The sequence below is a fragment of the Streptomyces sp. TBY4 genome, from assembly GCF_024213195.1.
In the GTDB taxonomy this organism is placed as follows: Bacteria; Actinomycetota; Actinomycetes; order Streptomycetales; family Streptomycetaceae; genus Streptomyces.
Window position 1 is genome coordinate 101,717 of the sequence record NZ_JANAVF010000012.1, and the last position, 17,613, is coordinate 119,329.

The 17,613-nt window shown below is 65.5% G+C and carries 13 protein-coding genes; 4 read left to right on the forward strand and 9 right to left on the reverse strand.

The genetic code is table 11. The features are described from left to right. Positions 1–13 precede the first annotated feature (13 nt). Positions 14–883 (forward strand): ParB N-terminal domain-containing protein, encoded by an 870-nt coding sequence (locus NLX94_RS26280; RefSeq protein ID WP_254385569.1) that lies wholly within the window; start codon positions 14–16, stop codon positions 881–883. 247 nt (positions 884–1,130) lie between these two features. On the opposite strand, the gene NLX94_RS26285 is transcribed toward NLX94_RS26280, so the two are convergent. From NLX94_RS26285 to NLX94_RS26310, 6 genes are read right to left on the reverse strand one after another with little or no spacing between them, the layout of a single operon-like run. Further along, a complete protein-coding gene (locus NLX94_RS26285; protein ID WP_254385570.1) occupies positions 1,131–2,069 on the reverse strand; it encodes a hypothetical protein in 939 nt (312 codons plus the stop codon). A gap of 50 nt (positions 2,070–2,119) precedes the next feature. Then, positions 2,120–3,142, reverse strand: a complete 1,023-nt coding sequence (locus tag NLX94_RS39445) for a glycosyltransferase (protein ID WP_254385571.1) — start codon at positions 3,140–3,142, stop codon at positions 2,120–2,122. Continuing rightward, entirely contained in the window at positions 3,143–4,435 is a 1,293-nt protein-coding gene (gene serS, locus NLX94_RS26295; protein ID WP_254385572.1) for a serine--tRNA ligase, read from the reverse strand. Next, positions 4,428–5,144, reverse strand: coding sequence for a histidine phosphatase family protein (locus tag NLX94_RS26300; RefSeq protein WP_254385573.1), 717 nt, complete (start codon positions 5,142–5,144; stop codon positions 4,428–4,430). The genes serS and NLX94_RS26300 overlap by 8 nt, the downstream gene beginning before the upstream one ends. Next, on the reverse strand, positions 5,141–6,064 hold the full coding sequence (locus NLX94_RS26305) for an aminoglycoside phosphotransferase family protein (RefSeq protein ID WP_254385574.1): 924 nt from the start codon (positions 6,062–6,064) through the stop codon (positions 5,141–5,143). Before NLX94_RS26305 ends, NLX94_RS26300 begins: the two co-directional genes overlap by 4 nt. After that, positions 6,064–7,311, reverse strand: coding sequence for a methionine adenosyltransferase (locus tag NLX94_RS26310; protein ID WP_254385575.1), 1,248 nt, complete (start codon positions 7,309–7,311; stop codon positions 6,064–6,066). Before NLX94_RS26310 ends, NLX94_RS26305 begins: the two co-directional genes overlap by 1 nt. A gap of 205 nt (positions 7,312–7,516) precedes the next feature. On the opposite strand from NLX94_RS26310, the gene NLX94_RS26315 reads away from it, so the two are divergent. From NLX94_RS26315 to NLX94_RS26325, 3 genes are all read left to right on the forward strand, one after another. Next, complete coding sequence (locus tag NLX94_RS26315) at positions 7,517–8,740, forward strand: helix-turn-helix domain-containing protein (protein ID WP_254385576.1); 1,224 nt, start codon at positions 7,517–7,519, stop codon at positions 8,738–8,740. Between the two features lie 10 nt (positions 8,741–8,750). Continuing rightward, positions 8,751–9,233: an NUDIX hydrolase gene (locus tag NLX94_RS26320; RefSeq protein ID WP_254385577.1), complete on the forward strand. Its 483-nt coding sequence runs from the start codon at positions 8,751–8,753 to the stop codon at positions 9,231–9,233. A gap of 417 nt (positions 9,234–9,650) precedes the next feature. Continuing rightward, positions 9,651–11,561 carry a DNA cytosine methyltransferase gene (locus tag NLX94_RS26325; protein WP_254385578.1) on the forward strand — a complete coding sequence of 637 codons (1,911 nt, stop codon included), beginning with the start codon at positions 9,651–9,653 and terminating at the stop codon, positions 11,559–11,561. A gap of 190 nt (positions 11,562–11,751) precedes the next feature. Here NLX94_RS26325 and NLX94_RS26330 read toward each other — a convergent pair whose 3' ends face one another. From NLX94_RS26330 to NLX94_RS26340, 3 genes are read right to left on the reverse strand one after another with little or no spacing between them, the layout of a single operon-like run. After that, positions 11,752–13,767, reverse strand: coding sequence for an AIPR family protein (locus NLX94_RS26330; RefSeq protein WP_254385579.1), 2,016 nt, complete (start codon positions 13,765–13,767; stop codon positions 11,752–11,754). After that, positions 13,760–14,773, reverse strand: coding sequence for a PD-(D/E)XK motif protein (locus NLX94_RS26335; RefSeq protein ID WP_254385580.1), 1,014 nt, complete (start codon positions 14,771–14,773; stop codon positions 13,760–13,762). The genes NLX94_RS26330 and NLX94_RS26335 overlap by 8 nt, the downstream gene beginning before the upstream one ends. Then, on the reverse strand, positions 14,770–17,562 hold the full coding sequence (locus NLX94_RS26340; protein ID WP_254385581.1) for a Z1 domain-containing protein: 2,793 nt from the start codon (positions 17,560–17,562) through the stop codon (positions 14,770–14,772). Before NLX94_RS26340 ends, NLX94_RS26335 begins: the two co-directional genes overlap by 4 nt. Positions 17,563–17,613: the final 51 nt, after the last annotated feature.

Consider the following 17,613-nt stretch of genomic DNA (forward strand, 5'->3'; position numbering starts at 1 on the left):
CGCCATCTTCCCCATGCTCCCCGAGGACGAACTGCACGACCTCGCGGAGTCCATCAAGACCGAAGGCCAGATCAAGGAGATCGTCCTCGACCGCGACGGCGTCCTTCTCGACGGCCGCAACCGCCTCGCCGCCTGCGAACTCGCTGGCGTCGAACCCCGCTTCACCCGCTATGAAGGCGACAGCCCCCAAGCCCTGATCCTCAGCGCCAACCTGTACCGCCGGCACATCAGCAAGGGTCAGCAGGCCATGATCACTGTGATGGCGCGTTCACTCTCGGGACACTCCCTGCGCACCCAGGCCAAGCTCCACACGATCAGTCTCAGCGTGCTCTCCCGCGCCAACGTCGTACTCGAACACGGCCCCGGCCTCGCCGAACAGGTCCGCATCGGTGCACTACGGCTCGACGCCGCCTACGACGAAGTCTGCCGCCGCAAAGCCCAAGCCGCTGCGATGACCGACCAGTACGACAACCTGCTGATGCACGCACCCGACCTCGCCGCACAGGTCGCCGAAGAGCTCCTCACCCTCGACGAGGCAACCACCAAGCTCGGCTGGCGACTCGATGAAGAACGCCTCCGCCAGCGTGTGAAGGAAATCGACGCCGTCCGGCATGCCGACGGCGACACCACACCTGCCCACACCCACCTCGCCGAGCAGGGACAGATCACCTGGCAGCAAGCACACCAGCTCGCCGAACAGCACCACACCCAGCGGCAGGAGAATATCCAGCGCACACAGCAGGCCATCGAGCAGATCAGCGCGAACTGGACCGCCATCCAGAACGTCACAGCCCGCCCGGACACCCCCTACACGCGAGAAATTCTTGAAGGCCTCAGCCCAGAAGCCCACACCCTCATCCAGGGGCTGACCACCCAGGCCTGACCCGTGAACACCTCTGGGGCCAACGCCAAGGAACGGCGTTGGCCCCAGAGGCACATGCAACAGGCAGGCGATCTGTGACCGCCGCGCTAGCGCGTTCCTTTTCGGGACACTCCTGCGGAGCTTGCGCGACCACTCCCGTCGTTGTTGCACGGCCCCTGACGGCGAACCGCCACGGGCACGGCGGCTGGGGCGTCATCCCAGCCGCCGGTCGTGTTTGCGCTTCTGGCACGGGTATCGGCGCCGGGGTCTACCGGCGCAGCTCTTCCTCGATGAGGCACGCGATTGTCGGCCACGGGACAGGCAGGACGCCGAAGAGAGACCAGTAGCCGAACGCCTCGCGGACGATGGCGCTGACGCCGAGGTGTGCAACATCAGGGTCAATCGTGCCTATGACCCGCCGCGTGACGCCCCCAGCCCCGCGGGGCGCGGGATTGATCCCGTGACCAAGGAGGAGCGTGGCGGTGCGAAGGGCATCTAGCGTCGTTGGAGGTGCCACGTCAGCGAAGCACCCGTGGATCAGGTACTGCCAGTGTTGCTGGGTGCGCGCCCAGGCGAGCCGTTCCAGGCCGGTTCCCAGGTCTACGGCCATGCAGGTCGGGTCCTCGACGTTCCACAGGAGGACGATGTCGCCAATACCGAGGCCGAGGTGGCGGCAGTGCAGGGTGATGCCTGCGACCTCGCGCCGGCGCCAGGGGGTGAGGCTCCCGTGGACGCTCACATGGCGTGCGTGGAAACCAAGTTGGGAGAGGACGGAGAGCCAGCCGTCGAGGATGGCGCCGTACTCGTCGAGTCGTTCTATGGGCTGTACCCGGGAGACGTTGACGAAGGAGGTCAGGAAGCCGTCGTGTAGGGCGCCCGAGACGTCGCGTTCACCGGTGAAGCGGACGACGGGCTGGGGGAGGAAGCCGCGTCGGTACGTCTGGCGCTTGCCGTCCTTGAGGAGCGGGTCGAGTGCCTGGACTGCTGAGATGGTGAGCTCTGTGTCGCGCCCCCAGCGGAGCGGGAGGCAGTCGTCGCGTGGAGCGCCGATGTCGGCGAAGGCGGTCTGCAGGCTGTGGAGGAGTTCCCTCCACGAAGGCGACCGGCGTGGCGGGCGGTAGGGGGTGCCCCGGTGCGGGTGCTGGATCTCGACGCGGGGGCCATCGACGGTGAACTCCCAGTGGGGGCCTAATGCCGTGCGGAGCACGGTGGGTATTCGCAAGGCCAGGACGTCGCCGGCCGCACTGCTGGCCGCAGTCAGCACGATCGGGCTGCCATTGCCGAGAAGTGCCGCGCGGGGTCGAAGCGGCGCAGGCCGATCTCTTGGACCTGATTGTGGCCGAGGTCCTCGGCCTGCTCGATGGCGTGTGCCAGCCGACGGGCCGCCGCCTCGTCGTCCTCGTTGGGGTTGGCCACGGTGATGGCGCCGGTCTGGTCGCAGAGGGCGGCTTCGGCGCAGGTTCCGGTGCGCCAGGTGAGGGCGGCCATGGGTGTGCCTGCACGGAGGGACTCGCCGAAGATCGCGGCGCCGGCCTCCACGTAGGTACGGGCGTACGTGTACACGAAGACCGAGGCATCACGGATGGCGGCCGTCTTGGCGGGGCCACCGAGTTCGCCGACCCACTCGACGTGGTCCGCGCTGAAGAGGCGGACGTGGCTCTGCACGTAGTCGTGATTGAAGACTGGGCCGACGATGCGGATCTTCCGACCCAGGATCTGGGCGGCGCGTACGGCCAGGTGCGGCGCCTTCTCGGCGTCGATGCGGCCCAGCCAGACGAGATCCCGTCCCGCGACAGCCGGAGGCTCCTCCTCGTTGAGGCCGAGGTGCACGGCCAGCTCGGGGATCGGCTGGTGGTCGGCGTACCGCTCGATCATCTCGGGCGAGTAGCAGTAGAGGCGGGACCGCTTGCCGTCGAAGGCGGTGGTGGTGTGCTGGAAGACCGGTGAGTGCTGGAACGTGGCGACGTCGCAGTCCAGAGCGTTCCAGGTGCGGGTCCAGGCCGGCAGCGAGGGGTACTCGTGCCCCACGACCAGGAGGTCGTACCCGGTGTCGCGGAGCTCGCGTTCGGCGAGCGAACCGGCGGTGATGTCCTCTAGGCGGACCGGCTTGCGGACCCAGTCGTGTTCCAGGTCCGTGAGCCAGCCCTGCCCGAGGAGGTGTACGTCGGCGCCTGCGGCCCGGGCGCCTACGGCGACCGCCCACAGCCATCGTTCGATCCCGCCGTATCCGGCGGGTGGAAAGGCGTAGCTACCAGGGAAGTCGCAGACGCCGACGAGCACTTATGCCTCCGGTGTTCCGTCCGCCGAGATACGGCGGAAGCCGAGGTACGGGAAGAGAGATTCGGGAAGGACGAGGGAGCCGTCCTGCTGCTGGCACTGTTCGAGGAGCGCGGCCAGGGTGCGGCCGATGGGCAGGCCGGATCCGTTGAGGGTGGCGACGAGCTTGGGCTTGCCGTCCTCGCCTCGGGTGCGGATGTTCGCGCGACGGGCCTGGAAGGTGCCGAAGTTCGAGATCGAGGAGATCTCCCGGTACGTGTTCTGGCTGGGGATCCAGACCTCGATGTCGTACGTGAGCTGGGCGGAGAAGCCCGTGTCACCGGCGGCCAGCTTGACGACGCGGTAGGCGAGGCCGAGCTCCTTCAGGCACGCCTCGGCGTGGCCGACCATCGTCTCCAGCGTCGCGTCCGCGTCCGCCGGGTCGACCATCTGGACGATCTCGACCTTGGCGAACTGGTGCTGGCGGATCAGGCCCCGAGTGTCACGACCGTACGAGCCTGCCTCGGACCGGAAGCACGGCGTGTGCGCGGTCAGGGCCAGCGGCAGGTCGGCCGGCGGGATGATCTCGTCGGCGTAGAGGTTGGTCAGCGGTACCTCGGCCGTCGGGATGAGGAACAGCTCACGGTCGGCTACGCCGGTCTTGAACAGGTCCTCCTCGAACTTCGGCAGCTGCCCGGTGCCGGTCATCGTCTTGCGGGTGACCAGGTAGGGGACCGCGTGCTCGACGTACCCGTGGCGACGGGTGTGAATGTCGAGGAAGAGCGTCGCCAGGGCGCGCTCCAGCGCGGCGCCGGCGCCGCGGGAGACCGCGAAGCGGGGGCCCGACAGCTTCGTGGCACGGGCGAAGTCGAGGATGCCGGTGCCCTCGCCCAGGTCGACGTGGTCCTTCGGCTCGAAGGAGAAGGCCGGAGGGGTGCCCACACGCCGGACCTCGACCGCGAACTCCTCCGAGTCGCCGTCCGGGGCCGCGTCGTCGGGCAGGTTCGGGATGGTCAGGAGGAGCGCGCTCAGCTCCTCCTGTACCTGCTCCTGCTCGGTCTCGATTTCCCGGATCTGGTCCTTCAGCTCGCGGGCCCGCTCCTTCAGCTTGGCGATGTCGCCGCCCTGCCTCGCCGTCTGCTGGACCTCGCTCGCCACCCGCTTGGCCTCCGCCCGCAGCTCGTCGGCTGAGCGGATGCTCTGGTTGCGCCGGGACTGGAGGTCTTCCAGCCGGGACAGGTCCAAGGAGTAACCGCGACGAGCGAGCCGACGAACTGCTTCGGCACCCATTTCAATCAGGGCGCGGGCGTCATGCATGAGGAAGATCCTTTTTATCCAGCGAGTGGGATGGGGATACCCCATCGACGTTAGCAACCGTCGACCCCTCACTGATCCGCAATATCGCCGCGTCACTGGCGCCGGTGATCTCCTTGCCCGCACTCGAATCAAGATCGTCCAGGAGTGTGGTGATCAGAATGGGAAGCTCGTCATCGGGGATGGCGACCGGCTCGACGTACGGGGCCTCGGGGAAGAACAGCGGCATGGCTTCTCCCGCGGAGCGGTCGCGGTACCAGAGGAGGACCGAGACCAGCAGGCCGTGGCCGACGAGGACCCGGGGCCCAGGGCGTTCCAGAGCCCCAAGCGCTCCGGCGAGCATCCGGCGGATGCCCTCGCGCTGGGACTCGGAAGCGCCGGGTGGGCGCTCGCCGGAGCCGTGCGTGTCGAGCCAGACGGCGTATTCGAGGAAGGGGCTGCTCTCGAATTCCCCGTAGTCCAGTTCGTTCAGCCGGGCGTCGACCACGAGTCCGGCGGACGGGACACCCATCAGCAGCGAGGTCGTCTGGCGAGCCCGCGGGAATTCGCTGGTCAGCCAGGTGGCCACCGAGTGCAGGGGGAGCGTGGTCCAGGCGCGGCGCAGGGAGTGCCGGCCTTCCTCGTTGAGGTGGATGTGCTTGGTCGGGTCGCCGTTGACCAGGTACCGCTTGCTGTAGTTCGTCTGGCCGTGACGGAGGACGTACGTCGTCATCGGTCGCTCCCTGCTCCGGTAGCCAGCAGATCGGACAGCACCGCGGCGATCTTCGGTTCCGCGGAGTCGTGGATCTCCCTGTAGTAGAGGAGGCCATCGACAGCGAGGGCCCTGCACCACGGCAGGATCTCCGGTACGGGGATGCGGGAGATCCGAGCGGCGGTGGCCAACCGATCGGCCATCCCCCGTTCGAGGTCGTAATAGACGCTCCAGAAAGCCCAGTCGAAGACTGCGTCACCCTCCACTGGGTGGGGATCGATCAGGCGCGGGTGCCGCCGCGCGTCGAAGATGACGTTCTCCGCGTACAGGTCAGCGTGCAGGACCGTCGTCCGGGTGGGGGCCTGGCTCAGGCCGGCGAGCCCGTGGCACGCCTCCTGTACGAGTCCTTCATGGGTGCCGAGGTCGAGCGCCTGCGCTCGTTGGTGGATGCGAGGCAGAACGACCTCGTGCAGGAAGTCGGTCAGCTTGGGCACGCCCGGCCCGGGCCTTCGGCGGCCAAGGGTATGGAGCCTGTGGATCGCGGCGGCCACCGATTGCGTCTCCCGTGCGGGGCGATCGGCGCCCCCGGGCCGTCCGCCGACCAGCTCCAGGGCCGCCACCGAGAGGTCATCCGCCGCTTCGGCTACGTTCGCAGTCGGGCCGCCAGCCCATACCCGTAACGCGGTGATCTCGTGGCGGTAGCGGACGGGGTCGACCCATGCCTTCAGAACCAGCCGGCTCCCGTCGGGTGCCACGGCGAGCGCGACCGCCGAGGCGTGTCCGGCATCGTGGTAGCCCCTCAGTGAGAGGTCCCACCGCTGCGCCGCCTCGGCGAGGAGGCCCGGGGCGGCCTCCAGCCACTCCTGGGCCGACGGGCCGTAGTGCGCGAGCAGCCGCTCCCGACACCCCGAGGGCACATCTCCGAGCGTCTGCGTTGACATCAGCTCAGCACGATCCCGTCGGAGACCAGCTCGTCCGTGAGGGCAGGGAAGCCCTCCAGCGCCTCGGCCACGAGTGCCTGCACCTTGTCGGTCTCGACGTCCGGGGAGGACAGCCGGACCAGGATCCGCCACGGCTGGTCGAGACGCTGGCCGGTGGTGCTGACCAGGTGTACCTCCGCGTGTCCGTCGGTGGCCTCGTGCAGCCGCTCGGCCAGGCGCTGGGCGGCGATGTTGTAGAGCTTGCCGACGTGGTAGACGGGGTTCTTGCCGTTGGCGCCCTCCAGGTTCATCGGCCGCAGTGGCGTGATCAGCCCGTTGACCCGGTTGCCGCGGCCGACGACACCCTCGTCGCCGGACTCGATCGAGCTGCCGGTGTACGTCAGGTACAGCTCGTCCTTCTCCGGGACGTCGCGGGCGTTGAGCCGGAAGCGGGCCTGTGCACCGGGGAGTCGAAGGCCGGCCATGCGGTGGCACTCGGCGAGGACGCTCTCGGCGTTGCGGACGTACTCGGCGCGGCTGCCGACATGGCGCGACTTCTGCGGGACGCACAGGACGACGTCGGCCTGGTCCCCGTCCCAGTAGCCCATGAGCTTGACGTCGGAACCGCACCAGGCGTGGGAGAGGGTGAAGTCGCTCTCGCCGGAGAAGTGATTCACCAGCTCGCGGACAAACGACTCGAAGGCGTTCTCCGGGGCCCAGCCGGTGCCGAGGGAGGTGTCGTTCGAGAGCCGCACCCGCCGCTCGCGGAGGTCGTCGATGGACCGCGGGTTGAACCAGCGGGTACGGTCCGGCACCGCGTCGCCCGTGAGGACCGCGCCGGGGCTGGAGTTGCTGGTGATGTTGAACGTGATGTCGAGGTGGTCCGACACCTCGGGGAGCCGCTCGGCGAAGAACGCCCTGACCTCGGCCTCGACGATCTCCTCAACGGGGATCGTCTCGCCTCCGCACATGGGCGCGGCCCGCCCGTTGACCAAGACACGGACCGGGGCCGTCATCCCACCAGCGCCGTAGCGGACCTCGCTGGCCCCGCCGAGGAGGGCGAGCTTGTCGAAGTTGTGGTGCAGCACGGCGCCGAAGCGCTGGACCGTGTAGTGGCTGTAAGCGCGGGACAGCCGCTCGGCGAGGTGGTCGGCCAGGGTGTCGGGGTGGCCGAGTCCCTTCCGCTCCACGATGGTCGTCGCGTCGGGCTTGGTGCTGCCCGTCTCGATGGACAGGAAACCGCCCTCAGTCGTGATGGTTTTGCGCATGACAAACTCCGATCTCTCTGTCTGAAGAAGACGGGTGGGACGGTGAGCGTCATTAGCCAAAGCCGGTTGATGCAGGTTGAGTTGCCCGCATTTCCCAGCGGCGTTCTCGGTCTGTTGCGACAGTAGCCAGGACGCCCCGCGACACCCCGGAAAATCCTTCCGGGGTCCACTTCGGCCACGAGGTGATGATCAGGACATGCGAGGGATGACAGAGAACCTGACCATCGGGGAGCGCGTTGCCTGGTACCGGCGGCGGCGCGGCCTCTCCCAAGAGGTCCTGGCCGGCCTTGTCGGCCGTACCACGGACTGGCTGAGCAAGGCGGAGAACAACCGGATCGAGCTTGATCGCCTCTCGGTGATCACCTCGCTCGCCGACGCCCTCGACGTCTCCCTCGGAGACCTACTCGCGGAGCCGACGCTCATGGAGTGGTCGGCCGACAGCGGACACCGCACAGTCCCCGCGCTACGCGAAGCGCTGATGGACTACAAGCAGCTCACGCCCCTGCTGGGCCCTGCACCCGATGACGAACCACCTGCCCTACAGGACCTTCGAGCCAACGTGGGCGACGTCCTCGACGCCTACCAGGCATCCCGCTACGGCTTCGCCACCCGACGTCTTCCCCTCGTCCTGGCCGACGCGCTCGCCGCATCCCGCGCCTACTCGGGGTACGAGGGGGAGGAGGCCCATGCTCTGCTCGCCCTCGCCTACCACGGAGCAGCCATGGTGCTGGGGAAGGTCGGAGAGCCCGAACTGGCATGGATCGCCGCCGACCGCGGTCTGGCAGCCGCGCAGCACAGCGGCCGAAGCGCGGTCACAGGTTCGCTTTTCCGCGCGGTCACGCACTGTCTCCTGGCCACCGGACGCTTCACGGCAGCGGTTCAGCTCGTGAACGACGCGGCAGCCGTCATGCAGCCGGAACTGGGCACCGCAGACGACGAGTACCTCTCGGTGTACGGCACGCTGTTCCTCACCGGCGCGATGGCCGCCGCACGAGCAGAGGACCGTGCAGCTACGCAGACCTTCCTCCGAGAGGCCGACGAGACCGCGCAGCGACTCGGCACCGATGCCAACCACATGTGGACAGCCTTCGGTCCGACGAACGTCGCGATCCACTGCGTGGCCACCGCTGGCGAACTCGGCGACATCCAGATCGCCGCGGACCTCGGCGCACGCATCGACACCAGCGGAATGCCAGTGGAACGGCGTGTGCGGCACAGCCTCGAAGTTGCCAGGGCGCTGAGTGCCTGGAACCGCACCGACGAAGCCTTGGCCGTCCTCCTGGAAGCCGAACAGGCCGCCCCCGAACAGGTCCGGCACCACTACATGAGCCGAGAGCTGGTCATCGGCTGGATACGCGGTACCCGAGGCCGGCCCTCCCATCCCGTGGCCGACCTGGCGCGCAGGCTCCGCATCGTCGCTGGCGGCTAGAGTCGAATCCGTGAGCGAGAACGAGCATGAAGCGAAGATGGCCCACCCCCGCATGGCGGCCGGCGCTCTCTTCTTCGACGAAGCTGATCGAGTCCTCCTCGTCGAGCCGTCGTACAAGGACTACCGAGACCTGCCCGGGGGATACGTCGAACAGGGCGAGTCGCCCCGACAGGCCTGCGTGCGCGAAGTCCACGAGGAACTGGGCATCAAGCCCCCCATCGGCCGCCTGCTCGTCGTCGACTGGGCGCCGAACCCAGGAGAGGGCGACAAGGTCCTCTACCTCTTCGACGGCGGCCTCCTCGACGCAGATCACCGCCAACAGATCGCGCTGCAAGCGGACGAGCTCCGCGGCTACGACTTCCACCGCGCCGAACAGGTGCCAGACCTCACCATCCCCCGCCTCGCGCGCCGAATCGCCGCAGGCATCCAGGCCCGAACGAACGGCCTGACCGCCTACCTGGAACACGGGCAGTCGCCGGAAACAGGGACCTGACCACACCTTGCTTCAACGACCCCGCCGACCAACAGTTGCCCTCCGCGGCCGAGGGGAGCGCGTTGGCGACACCCTCGCCGCCTAGATCCGGGCTTCGCCCCGTGCGAAATAGCTGCCGATGAGTGGGATCCGAGGCGAAGGTGTTCTGGCGGGTGTTGCCCCATCTCCACAGGGATGGGGTTATGGCGTCCGAAGCCTCCCGTCAGCGCTGTCCCTTATCATTGGCCATCTCAGAGTGCACCTGACCGCTTCGCACGCGGTCAGGAGGCTCGGAGCACCTCCACAGTTCGTACGAGTGTCGGCAGTGTCTTCTGGACCAGCCGGAACATCGAGTTGAACCACCTCGGTGCCTTGCTCTGGCCAGCTGTTCTGTGATCTCCTGGTGCTCGTTCATCTCGTTGCTATGGAGGTCTGACAGTGGGTGGCCACTACGGTGTGCCTCTCGAGCGGAGCGACTACCTGAAGCTTGATCCGCACGAGAACAGCTGCACCCCGGAGGGTTTCGGGAAGTGGCTGAAGACCCTCGGCAAGGGCACCAGGCTTGCTGTTGATCTGTTCTCGGGTGCGGGCGGCTTGAGCTTCGGCATCGAGAAGGCGGGATGGACGGTTGCTGCTGCAGTCGACTTCGACGAACGTGCAAGGCAAACCCACGAGGCGAACTTCCCTGGGCTGAGCCTATGCATGGATCTTGGTGACCCGGCCGAGCGTAAGAAGCTCCTGAAGCTGCTCGGACCAGCGAAGATCGACATGGTTGCTGGAGGGCCGCCCTGTCAGCCTTTCAGTCGGGCCGGCCGGAGCAAGATCCGGGATCTCGTGGCCAATCATAATCGGGATCCACGAGACCTTCGTAAAGAGCTGTGGCGGGCCTATCTGGATGTGGTCAAAGAGATCAGGCCCAGAGTCGTGCTCATGGAGAACGTCCCGGACATGGGTCTCGGGGACGATTTCTTCGTGATCCGCACGATTGAGGATGAACTAGAGGAAATGGGTTATGCCACCCAGGTTCGCCTTGTAGACGCTTGGAACTACGGGGTCCCTCAGCACCGCAAGCGGCTGATACTGCTTGCCAGGAACGACGTGGAACGGTTCGAGTGGCGTGCACCTCAGAGCGATCGAACGACGCTCAGGGATGCCATTGGTGATCTCCCTGAGATCGACGTCGTGCCTCTGGAGCGGATCGGGGAGCGTGAGGTCGAGTACAGCGAGCCCGGCAGGTTGTCGACCTTCGCCAAGGAAATGCGGGATGGCGCGCCGGACCGCCTGGTATGGGATCACATGACGCGGAGAGTCCGAGAGGACGATCACCGAATCTTCTCCGTTATGGACTCAACGACGCTCTACTCGGACCTGCACAAGAAGCTAGGTCCGGAAGAGAAACAGTTCCAGCGATACAAGGCAGACCACTTCACAGACAAGTACAAGAAGCTGGCCTGGGGTGATCTCAGCCGGACGATCACCGCCCATATCGCCAAGGACGGCTACTGGTACATCCATCCTGAGCAGGCCCGGACGCTCACTGTGCGTGAGGCGGCACGTGTACAGACATTCCCGGACCGCTTCCGGTTCGCGGGCACACGTAGCGACGCTTTCCGGCAAATCGGGAACGCAGTGCCGCCCATGCTGGGCCAAGCAGCGGCAGAGGTGCTGAAGCCCGTCCCGGCTGCTGAGTCTCCGGCGGGGGGCCTCAATCCCCGCTGGCAACAGGTTCGTGAGGCGTTGACGGCATGGGCACTTGAGCGGCAGGAGGTAGACGAGTGGTACGACCTGCCCGGTGCAGAGCCCGTGCCGCTGCACGCTGCTGTGGCTGCTGTGCTTTCTGGAGCGAGGAAGAAGCCCGCAGAGCTAGCCAGCATGATGGCCACGGTTCGAAGGTCGAAGCGACTGACTTCTGCTGGCTTTAGGAAGCTGTTGGCGGCAGCTCCCACCGCCTCTGTTCGCGCTCGAGTCGACCGACTGGCACCGTTGGTGGATGACCCGGCTGCCTGGAATTGGAGCAACAGGTTCGATGTGCCAGCCAAGCTGGCTCTGAAGCCGTCCGAGGAGTCGCTGTATCGGCTACTCATTGGCGAGGACCTAATGCTGGTTGGACAGGGAACTATCCGTGTTGCCGCTCGGATGAATGGTGTCGAGACGGATCACGTGAACCGTCTCACTGACGGCCGGGTCAACCTCGTGAAGCTCGTCGGCGCGGGCGAGCAGGCTCCTCTGCGTATGGCGGCACTTCGCCTGATCGGCAACGATCTGTGCCGGGAGAAGCAGACAGTCTGTTCTGACTGCCCGCTGGCCAACTTCTGCCCTCGTCGGGACGAGACACCTACGCTCTTCTGAAGCTGAGTGCTGCAGTGGAACGCGGGTTGGCATGTGTGTTCGGGCTACGGAGCTTTGTTGCTCCGTAGCCCGTCTACCGACAGGGTGTGCACGTACGTGACGCGTGGTAACCAGAAATAGAGGCACGAGGCGGTCCAGCGCACTACGTGCTGTCACGTCTGACGTAGTCGTTCAGATAATCGCGGCCGGATCATTCCCGCATGGTGAATCCAAGACGCATTGCCTCGCTGCGCACATGCAGTACCCGCATCGCCTGCGTCTCAGAGATCGGTTCGCCTGCGCGCAGCCGCCATCCCACGACCTGGACCAGTTGACGTTGTGACGGGAGCAGGCTGCGCGTCACCTTCGACCACTCCTCTATGGCGGCCCACTCCGCCTCCGATACCCCCTCTACATCTTCCATGGCTGTCGTGCCGTCGACGTCGGCACCTTCGTCCTCGTTGAGGAGAGTGTCCTCAACGGGAGCGTCCAACAGCTCGGCCTCGAGTTCCGCGTCCAATGACCACTGCACGCGCGAGACGGCCTCCCAGCATGCTGACTGCTTAGCCCACTCTCCGATGTGGCTGCCCCTGAGCGGGTGGGTTACAGACGCCATGACCCTTGGACACAGATCGTCAAGAGCTGCCGCGAGAGCGTCGGACACCTGTTGCCGACGCCAGATCTCGCCTAGGTCGAGCCGCTTGCCCACGGCAAGGGAAAGGCGCGCCACCATGTACGTCGTAACCGCACTTTTGTAGCTGCCGGCTCCGTGGGCGCGAGCGACCTGGTCTGCGGTCTTGAAGAGGATTGCTTTCGCGATGACCCGCTGACAGTAAAGGGTATCCACCCGCACGGGGTGCTCCCGCAGACGGATCATGAATTCGGCAAAGTTCTTTTGGGCGCCACGGCTGACGAGGTGGGGTAGCTGGTCCCAGGAGAGGGCGTACTTGGCCAGATCCGCCTTCGTGAACTTCTGCCTCGTGAGCCAGAGGGTACGGAAGCGCTTCTGTCCCGCAGCGGTCAGCTGAGCCAGCTCGTCGGCGTATTGGCCGCGCGCTCGCTCATAGAACCAGTGTGTTTCCTGACCGCTTCCGTCCGCGGCCGGCGCCCAGAGGGAACGAGTGATCCGTTGGACGTCAACGTGGAACTCGTGGTTGGAGCTGAAGTCGACCAGCGTCACCTTGTTTTGTGTGTTCGAGTACTCAGAGATCTTCGGGACGATCTCCATGAGACGCTCTGGGGGTACGACAGTGAGCTTCATCTGCACCCTGACGTGTGACAGGTCGGCGCGATCTCTCTTCTTGGCATGGTGCAGGGAGGCGGTGGTCTGGCCGCCGTTCACGATCTGCAGCCCGTGGATCTTCGAGATTCCCAGGTGCTGGCCATCGGTCCCCTCGACGAACTCGACCTGGGAGGCCGTTGCGGTGATTCCGTTGTTGTAAGCGAGGAACCGGCCGGGTGAGTCCAGCAGTGATTCGCGAATGCCGCGATTAACCGACCCACGCGTCTGGAGGAAGGACCGGACGTTAAGTTCGAGCAGGCGCGTACCGTGCTTCGTGTACAGATCGGCGAGCGTGTCTCCGGGCAGCACGGTGAGTGCCACGGAATGGTCGGCCTCGGTACTCGGCGGGGAGAGACACGGAAGGGGCGGGTCGAAAGTGACGGCGATGGGCTCGCTCAGGGTTCCGGACGTCTCCTGCCGGTGGAGCCTGGGCAAGTCCCAGATTTCGTGAATGACAGGGATGCCATCGAAATCGACTGGAGGCGGTGCAGCCGACGTGCTGACACAATTGCTGAGCAGGAAAAGACGGATCTGCGGCGCCTCGGTGAGCGCCTTTTCCACCGCGTCACACATGTCGTAGACGTCTGAGGACTCGTCGATGTGCTGACGCAGCCCGTTCTGGCAGCGACGCAGGAAAGCCAGCAATCGCTTGAAGCGTGACTCTGCCTGCGCCTTGGTAAGCCGATCCTCAAGCGGCGACTGTCGGAACTCGGTGACGAAGAGGTCGAGTCCTCCCGGGGTCTCTCCCGTTCCGTAACCGTGAACCTCAAGACCGTGGGACCTGTGGTAGGCGGTGTAGGTGTTGGAGACAACTCCCGCCTGCTCAAGTTCTTCGAGGACTCGGCGCGTGAACGCCTCTGGGCTCGTGGTCCGTTCGGCTTCAGCAGTGGCCAAGGCGTCGCCCACAAGCTGGCGGGCGTACGCACCCTGCTCGAGATCATTCATCTTTCCCCCTGATCAGCGTGGCAGCCTCGGCGTCGGTGAGGCGGTAGTCGTCGAGCCCTTCGACGCTCACGTTGTACGCGCAATCGCTCACACCGGGAGGTAGGGCCGACTCGACGATCCTCGGAAAGCCGTCGCGTACCGTCCACAGGCGCAGGTCGCGCAGCGTGTACCGCGGCTCGCCGTACAGCTCTCGCTGAGTCGGCAGGTAGCCAGCTTGAATCAGCAGGCCGTCGAACTGTGCCTTGGCGCTCGGGGCTGCGATCTGGCCCCGAACCTGGTCTACGAGTGCGTTGAGACTCTGCCCCAGTCCTCCGCGCCTTTCGTCGAGAGTGACGAGTGCTAGCAGCAGAGAGGAGGCTCCTGTGTCGTCGAGTTGCCGCTCGCTCGCGATGCGTACTGTTCCCGAACCCCTTGCGCTGGTCGTCTTGACCTCGATGGCAACCTCTGGGCGCTGGAAGTCCTGGTTCGCACCCGTAGGGCCGGTCCAAGCGGCGATGGCTTCCGCCGCAGATATCGAAGTCAGCAACTGCTCCCTGAGCACGAGGACCTCCCCGTACAGGCCGCGGCGGGCCTCCGCTCCGAGTCCGTCGCGGCCAACGGAACGCAGCAGGCTCTGCCAATGGCCGAATCGGCTGACTGCCGCAGTGAGTGCCTCAAGGGTGGTCGGCTTATCCTTGGCGGTTGCTGCGATATCCGTGACGAGTGGGGTGAAAACCTCCCGCAGGTCGTCCGCGGTGAGGATCACGTGGAGTTCGTAGTCGTGCCGCGACAAAGACGTGAGGGACAGCTCCAGGCCGGCGGTCTTCGGGAGACGTCCCAGGGAACGCACCACGCCCTCAGCCGCATTGGCATCCGCCCGTAACACCAGCATCCGCCGACGGCCGGGGTGGGAGACGGACAGGAACATGTCGTGGGGTGACCGGGAATGGATGCGACGTGTGGAGCGGCCCGTCCCAGGCCCCGGGGCGTCCTCCAGCTCAAGCCAGTCACTCTCCGTAATGGTCACTCGTCGTCCCCCTCATCATCTGTCTCAATGTCCTCCTTGATCCAAATGTCGTTGACCACGTACTCGGTCCTACTTTGATTCCTGGATCGGGGGAAACTGACGGCGAAGCCGATCAACGGTGTTCCGGCATCGAGGTCACCGAAGGCTGGCGGCTTGACAGGGTAGATCAGCAGCAAAGGTTGATCAGGACGCCTTTGGTTCCGGACTTGAGGTCCGGCGGGCGTCTGTGGGTCCTGCGGTTCCCCCTTACGGTTCGTCTTCCCCTCAGCCGCCTTCTTGGTTGCTGCCAGAGCGGCCTTGTACTGAACCTCGTCCAGGTCCTTGCTTTCGTCGGGCGGGCTGAGCACGCGGCGGATCGTGTACCGCCCGTCGCTGGTGAAGTCATTCAGCGGCTTACGTGTAATCATGCCGACGGTGTGGCCTGAAACGTCCACGGGGTGGTCGGCAGGGGCCCTACCCACCAGCCGCACAGTCCAGCTACCTAGCTCACCCGCTTCTGCGCACTTGCGGATGTACTCGGCGATGAACGCCGGCCGTACGCGCTGCGCCGCACGGTCGGGCTGGTAGGCGCTGAAGAACCCGGAAACGATGTCTTGGGGAGAAACGTCCTTCCAGACCACACTGGTACCAGGAGCCTCCTGCATCGGACTGGAGACGCGGTCCAACCGGCTGACGAACGCCTCCAAGGTTTCGAAGTTCTGTTGAACGGCATTCTTGGAGAGGTTGAAGAGGACTGTCTCGGGGCCCTCGGCCGAATAGCTGAGCAGGACCTTTGTGCCGTTCCTCATCTTGTTGGCGGCAGTGACCCCAAGTCCCAAGGATGACGCCTTGACCTTGAGGCCGAACTCGCGTGGAGTCAGCCTGAGCACCGCCATCTCTTCCACCTCCCGCCGCAGTTCGTCGGTGGCAGCAGTGATCTCCACGTACGCCCGCTTCAAGGTTGCCGTGGTGTAGAGGCGACACAGATCCTCGTGGCCTGGCCGGTAACCGAACCACCGGCCCATTTGAAGCAAGGTGTCGTAGGTCTTCGAAGCCCGTAGGTAGTAGCTGACTGTGAGCCCTTCGAGGGTCAGTCCCCGGGAGAGCTTCTCGCCGCCTACCGCGATGACGGAAAGGCCCGCCTTGCGGTTCTCGTAATACTCCAGCGCGTCACGAGCCGCACCGTTCACCGCCTTCACCTCAATTTTCCGAAGTGCAGGCAGGATCTCCGGGGCGACCTCGTCCCAACTCAGGCGAGTTGCTTCGTCCGCTGTGAAGTACTGAGTGGTGGGCACGTAATCTCGGTCCCAGAGTGTCCGGAACTCCTCCATTCGCGCCGCTGCTGCGTTGCCGTGGCGGTCGCGGAGACTGTCCTTGATGAGTCTGAGGTGTTCGTCAATCTGGTCCCTGACGAGACCCTGGACCGCAGTGAACCGGGTCACGTGCACCAGCATCGAGTTGTGTTCGGTTGTCTGGCCGCGCGCGCGACGTCCTGCACACGAGAGGACGAACGATTGGATCGCCTGCCTCAGGGAGGTCGGTAGGACGTCGGTCGGCACGTGCGCAGACTTGTGCTTGGCCGGCATCCAGCCGTCGACGTCCTTTACCTCTCGGACGAGGGGAAGGGGATCGACGTCTTCCTCCTCCTGGTCGTCCACCTGGAGGCCGAAGACTCTCTCTGGACCCAGGTAGTTCGACGGTGCACGCAGCGTGCGGATGAAGCTCGCGGGGAACAGGTCAGTTCCGTAGCTGTCGTGCTCAGCGTCCGGGTCGATGTAGATGTTTGCGTAGGGCGTCGCGGTGTAGCCGACGTACGACGCCTTGTCGAAACTATTCACGAGCTCTCTGATCGCCGCGTTGATCTTTGAGGGGTCGGTGTCGGCGTCCTTGGAAGTGTTGATCGAGGCGTTGTCTGCCTCGTCGTCGATGACGAATAGAGGCACGTTACGCACGATGTCCCGGCGAGCCTCGGCGTCGGGGTGACCATGGGTGCTTGTAACCCACTCGCGGAGGTTGTCGATGATCTTCCGGTGTTTCTTGATCACCAGCACCACCGGAAAGCTGCCTATGGGCAGGTTGGCCTTCGCTGCGGTCCTGCGGTCGAAGTCACCCTTCTCAGCGCTGCTGGTCAGGGAGGCGCTGGGGAGCTGCTTGGCGTAAGACATAGCCCCAGCGCCCATCCGCCGGCCATTGGCTCCTGCCTCGTCGGAGCGTGTGAGGTGCTGCGTATCAAACCCGAGAAGGCCCTCGTCGACACGGAGTTGGGTCTGACTTCTCAGGTCGTTGTGGATCCCCGCCAGGATGACGATCAGCCTGTAGCCCGCATCGACCGCCTTGGATGCGAGGCCGATGTAGTGACCAGTCTTGCCGGACTGGACTTGGCCGACTACGAGGCCGTAGCGACGCCAACGGCCTTCGCGACGTGGGTCTTCCAACTCTCCGAGGACCTCGTCCGTGCTCTGGTCGAGACGCCACACGACTCGGCGGGGCATGTTGCGCCCGTCTTCCAAGTAGAGGCGATAGCGGTCCCAGAAGTCCCATGTGCGGTCGTTCTTCGCGTCGGGCAGCCATGCTTCGTGACCGGCGTCGTCATGCAACCCCGAGGCGGTCTCCTGGTATGTGGTCACCATCTCTTGGAGGTCCTTGGTGAACTGGTCACGATCAAGGAGCTTGCCCTGGGCAGCCATCATGCCCATTACGGCATTGACCGCCACGGTCACCTCGTCCGGGGACGCTTGACGGTCCACGGGCAGCATGGCCAGAGCGACTCGACGCGCCACGGCGAAGCTGTCGTCGGGGGTGGTACTCACGAACGGCCTCCGAGGGGTGGGACTGGTAGGGCGAAGAGTAGAGGTGCGCAC

Bases quoted from the DNA above. Each gene is read 5' to 3' on its own strand.
- NLX94_RS26280 (WP_254385569.1), top strand. From the start codon at position 14: ATGCTCCCCGAGGACGAACTGCACGACCTCGCGGAGTCCATCAAGACC.
- serS (WP_254385572.1), bottom strand. From the start codon at position 4,435: ATGCATGACGCCCGCGCCCTGATTGAAATGGGTGCCGAAGCAGTTCGT.
- NLX94_RS26300 (WP_254385573.1), bottom strand. From the start codon at position 5,144: ATGACGACGTACGTCCTCCGTCACGGCCAGACGAACTACAGCAAGCGG.
- NLX94_RS26305 (WP_254385574.1), bottom strand. From the start codon at position 6,064: ATGTCAACGCAGACGCTCGGAGATGTGCCCTCGGGGTGTCGGGAGCGG.
- NLX94_RS26310 (WP_254385575.1), bottom strand. From the start codon at position 7,311: ATGCGCAAAACCATCACGACTGAGGGCGGTTTCCTGTCCATCGAGACG.
- NLX94_RS26315 (WP_254385576.1), top strand. From the start codon at position 7,517: ATGACAGAGAACCTGACCATCGGGGAGCGCGTTGCCTGGTACCGGCGG.
- NLX94_RS26330 (WP_254385579.1), bottom strand. From the start codon at position 13,767: ATGAATGATCTCGAGCAGGGTGCGTACGCCCGCCAGCTTGTGGGCGAC.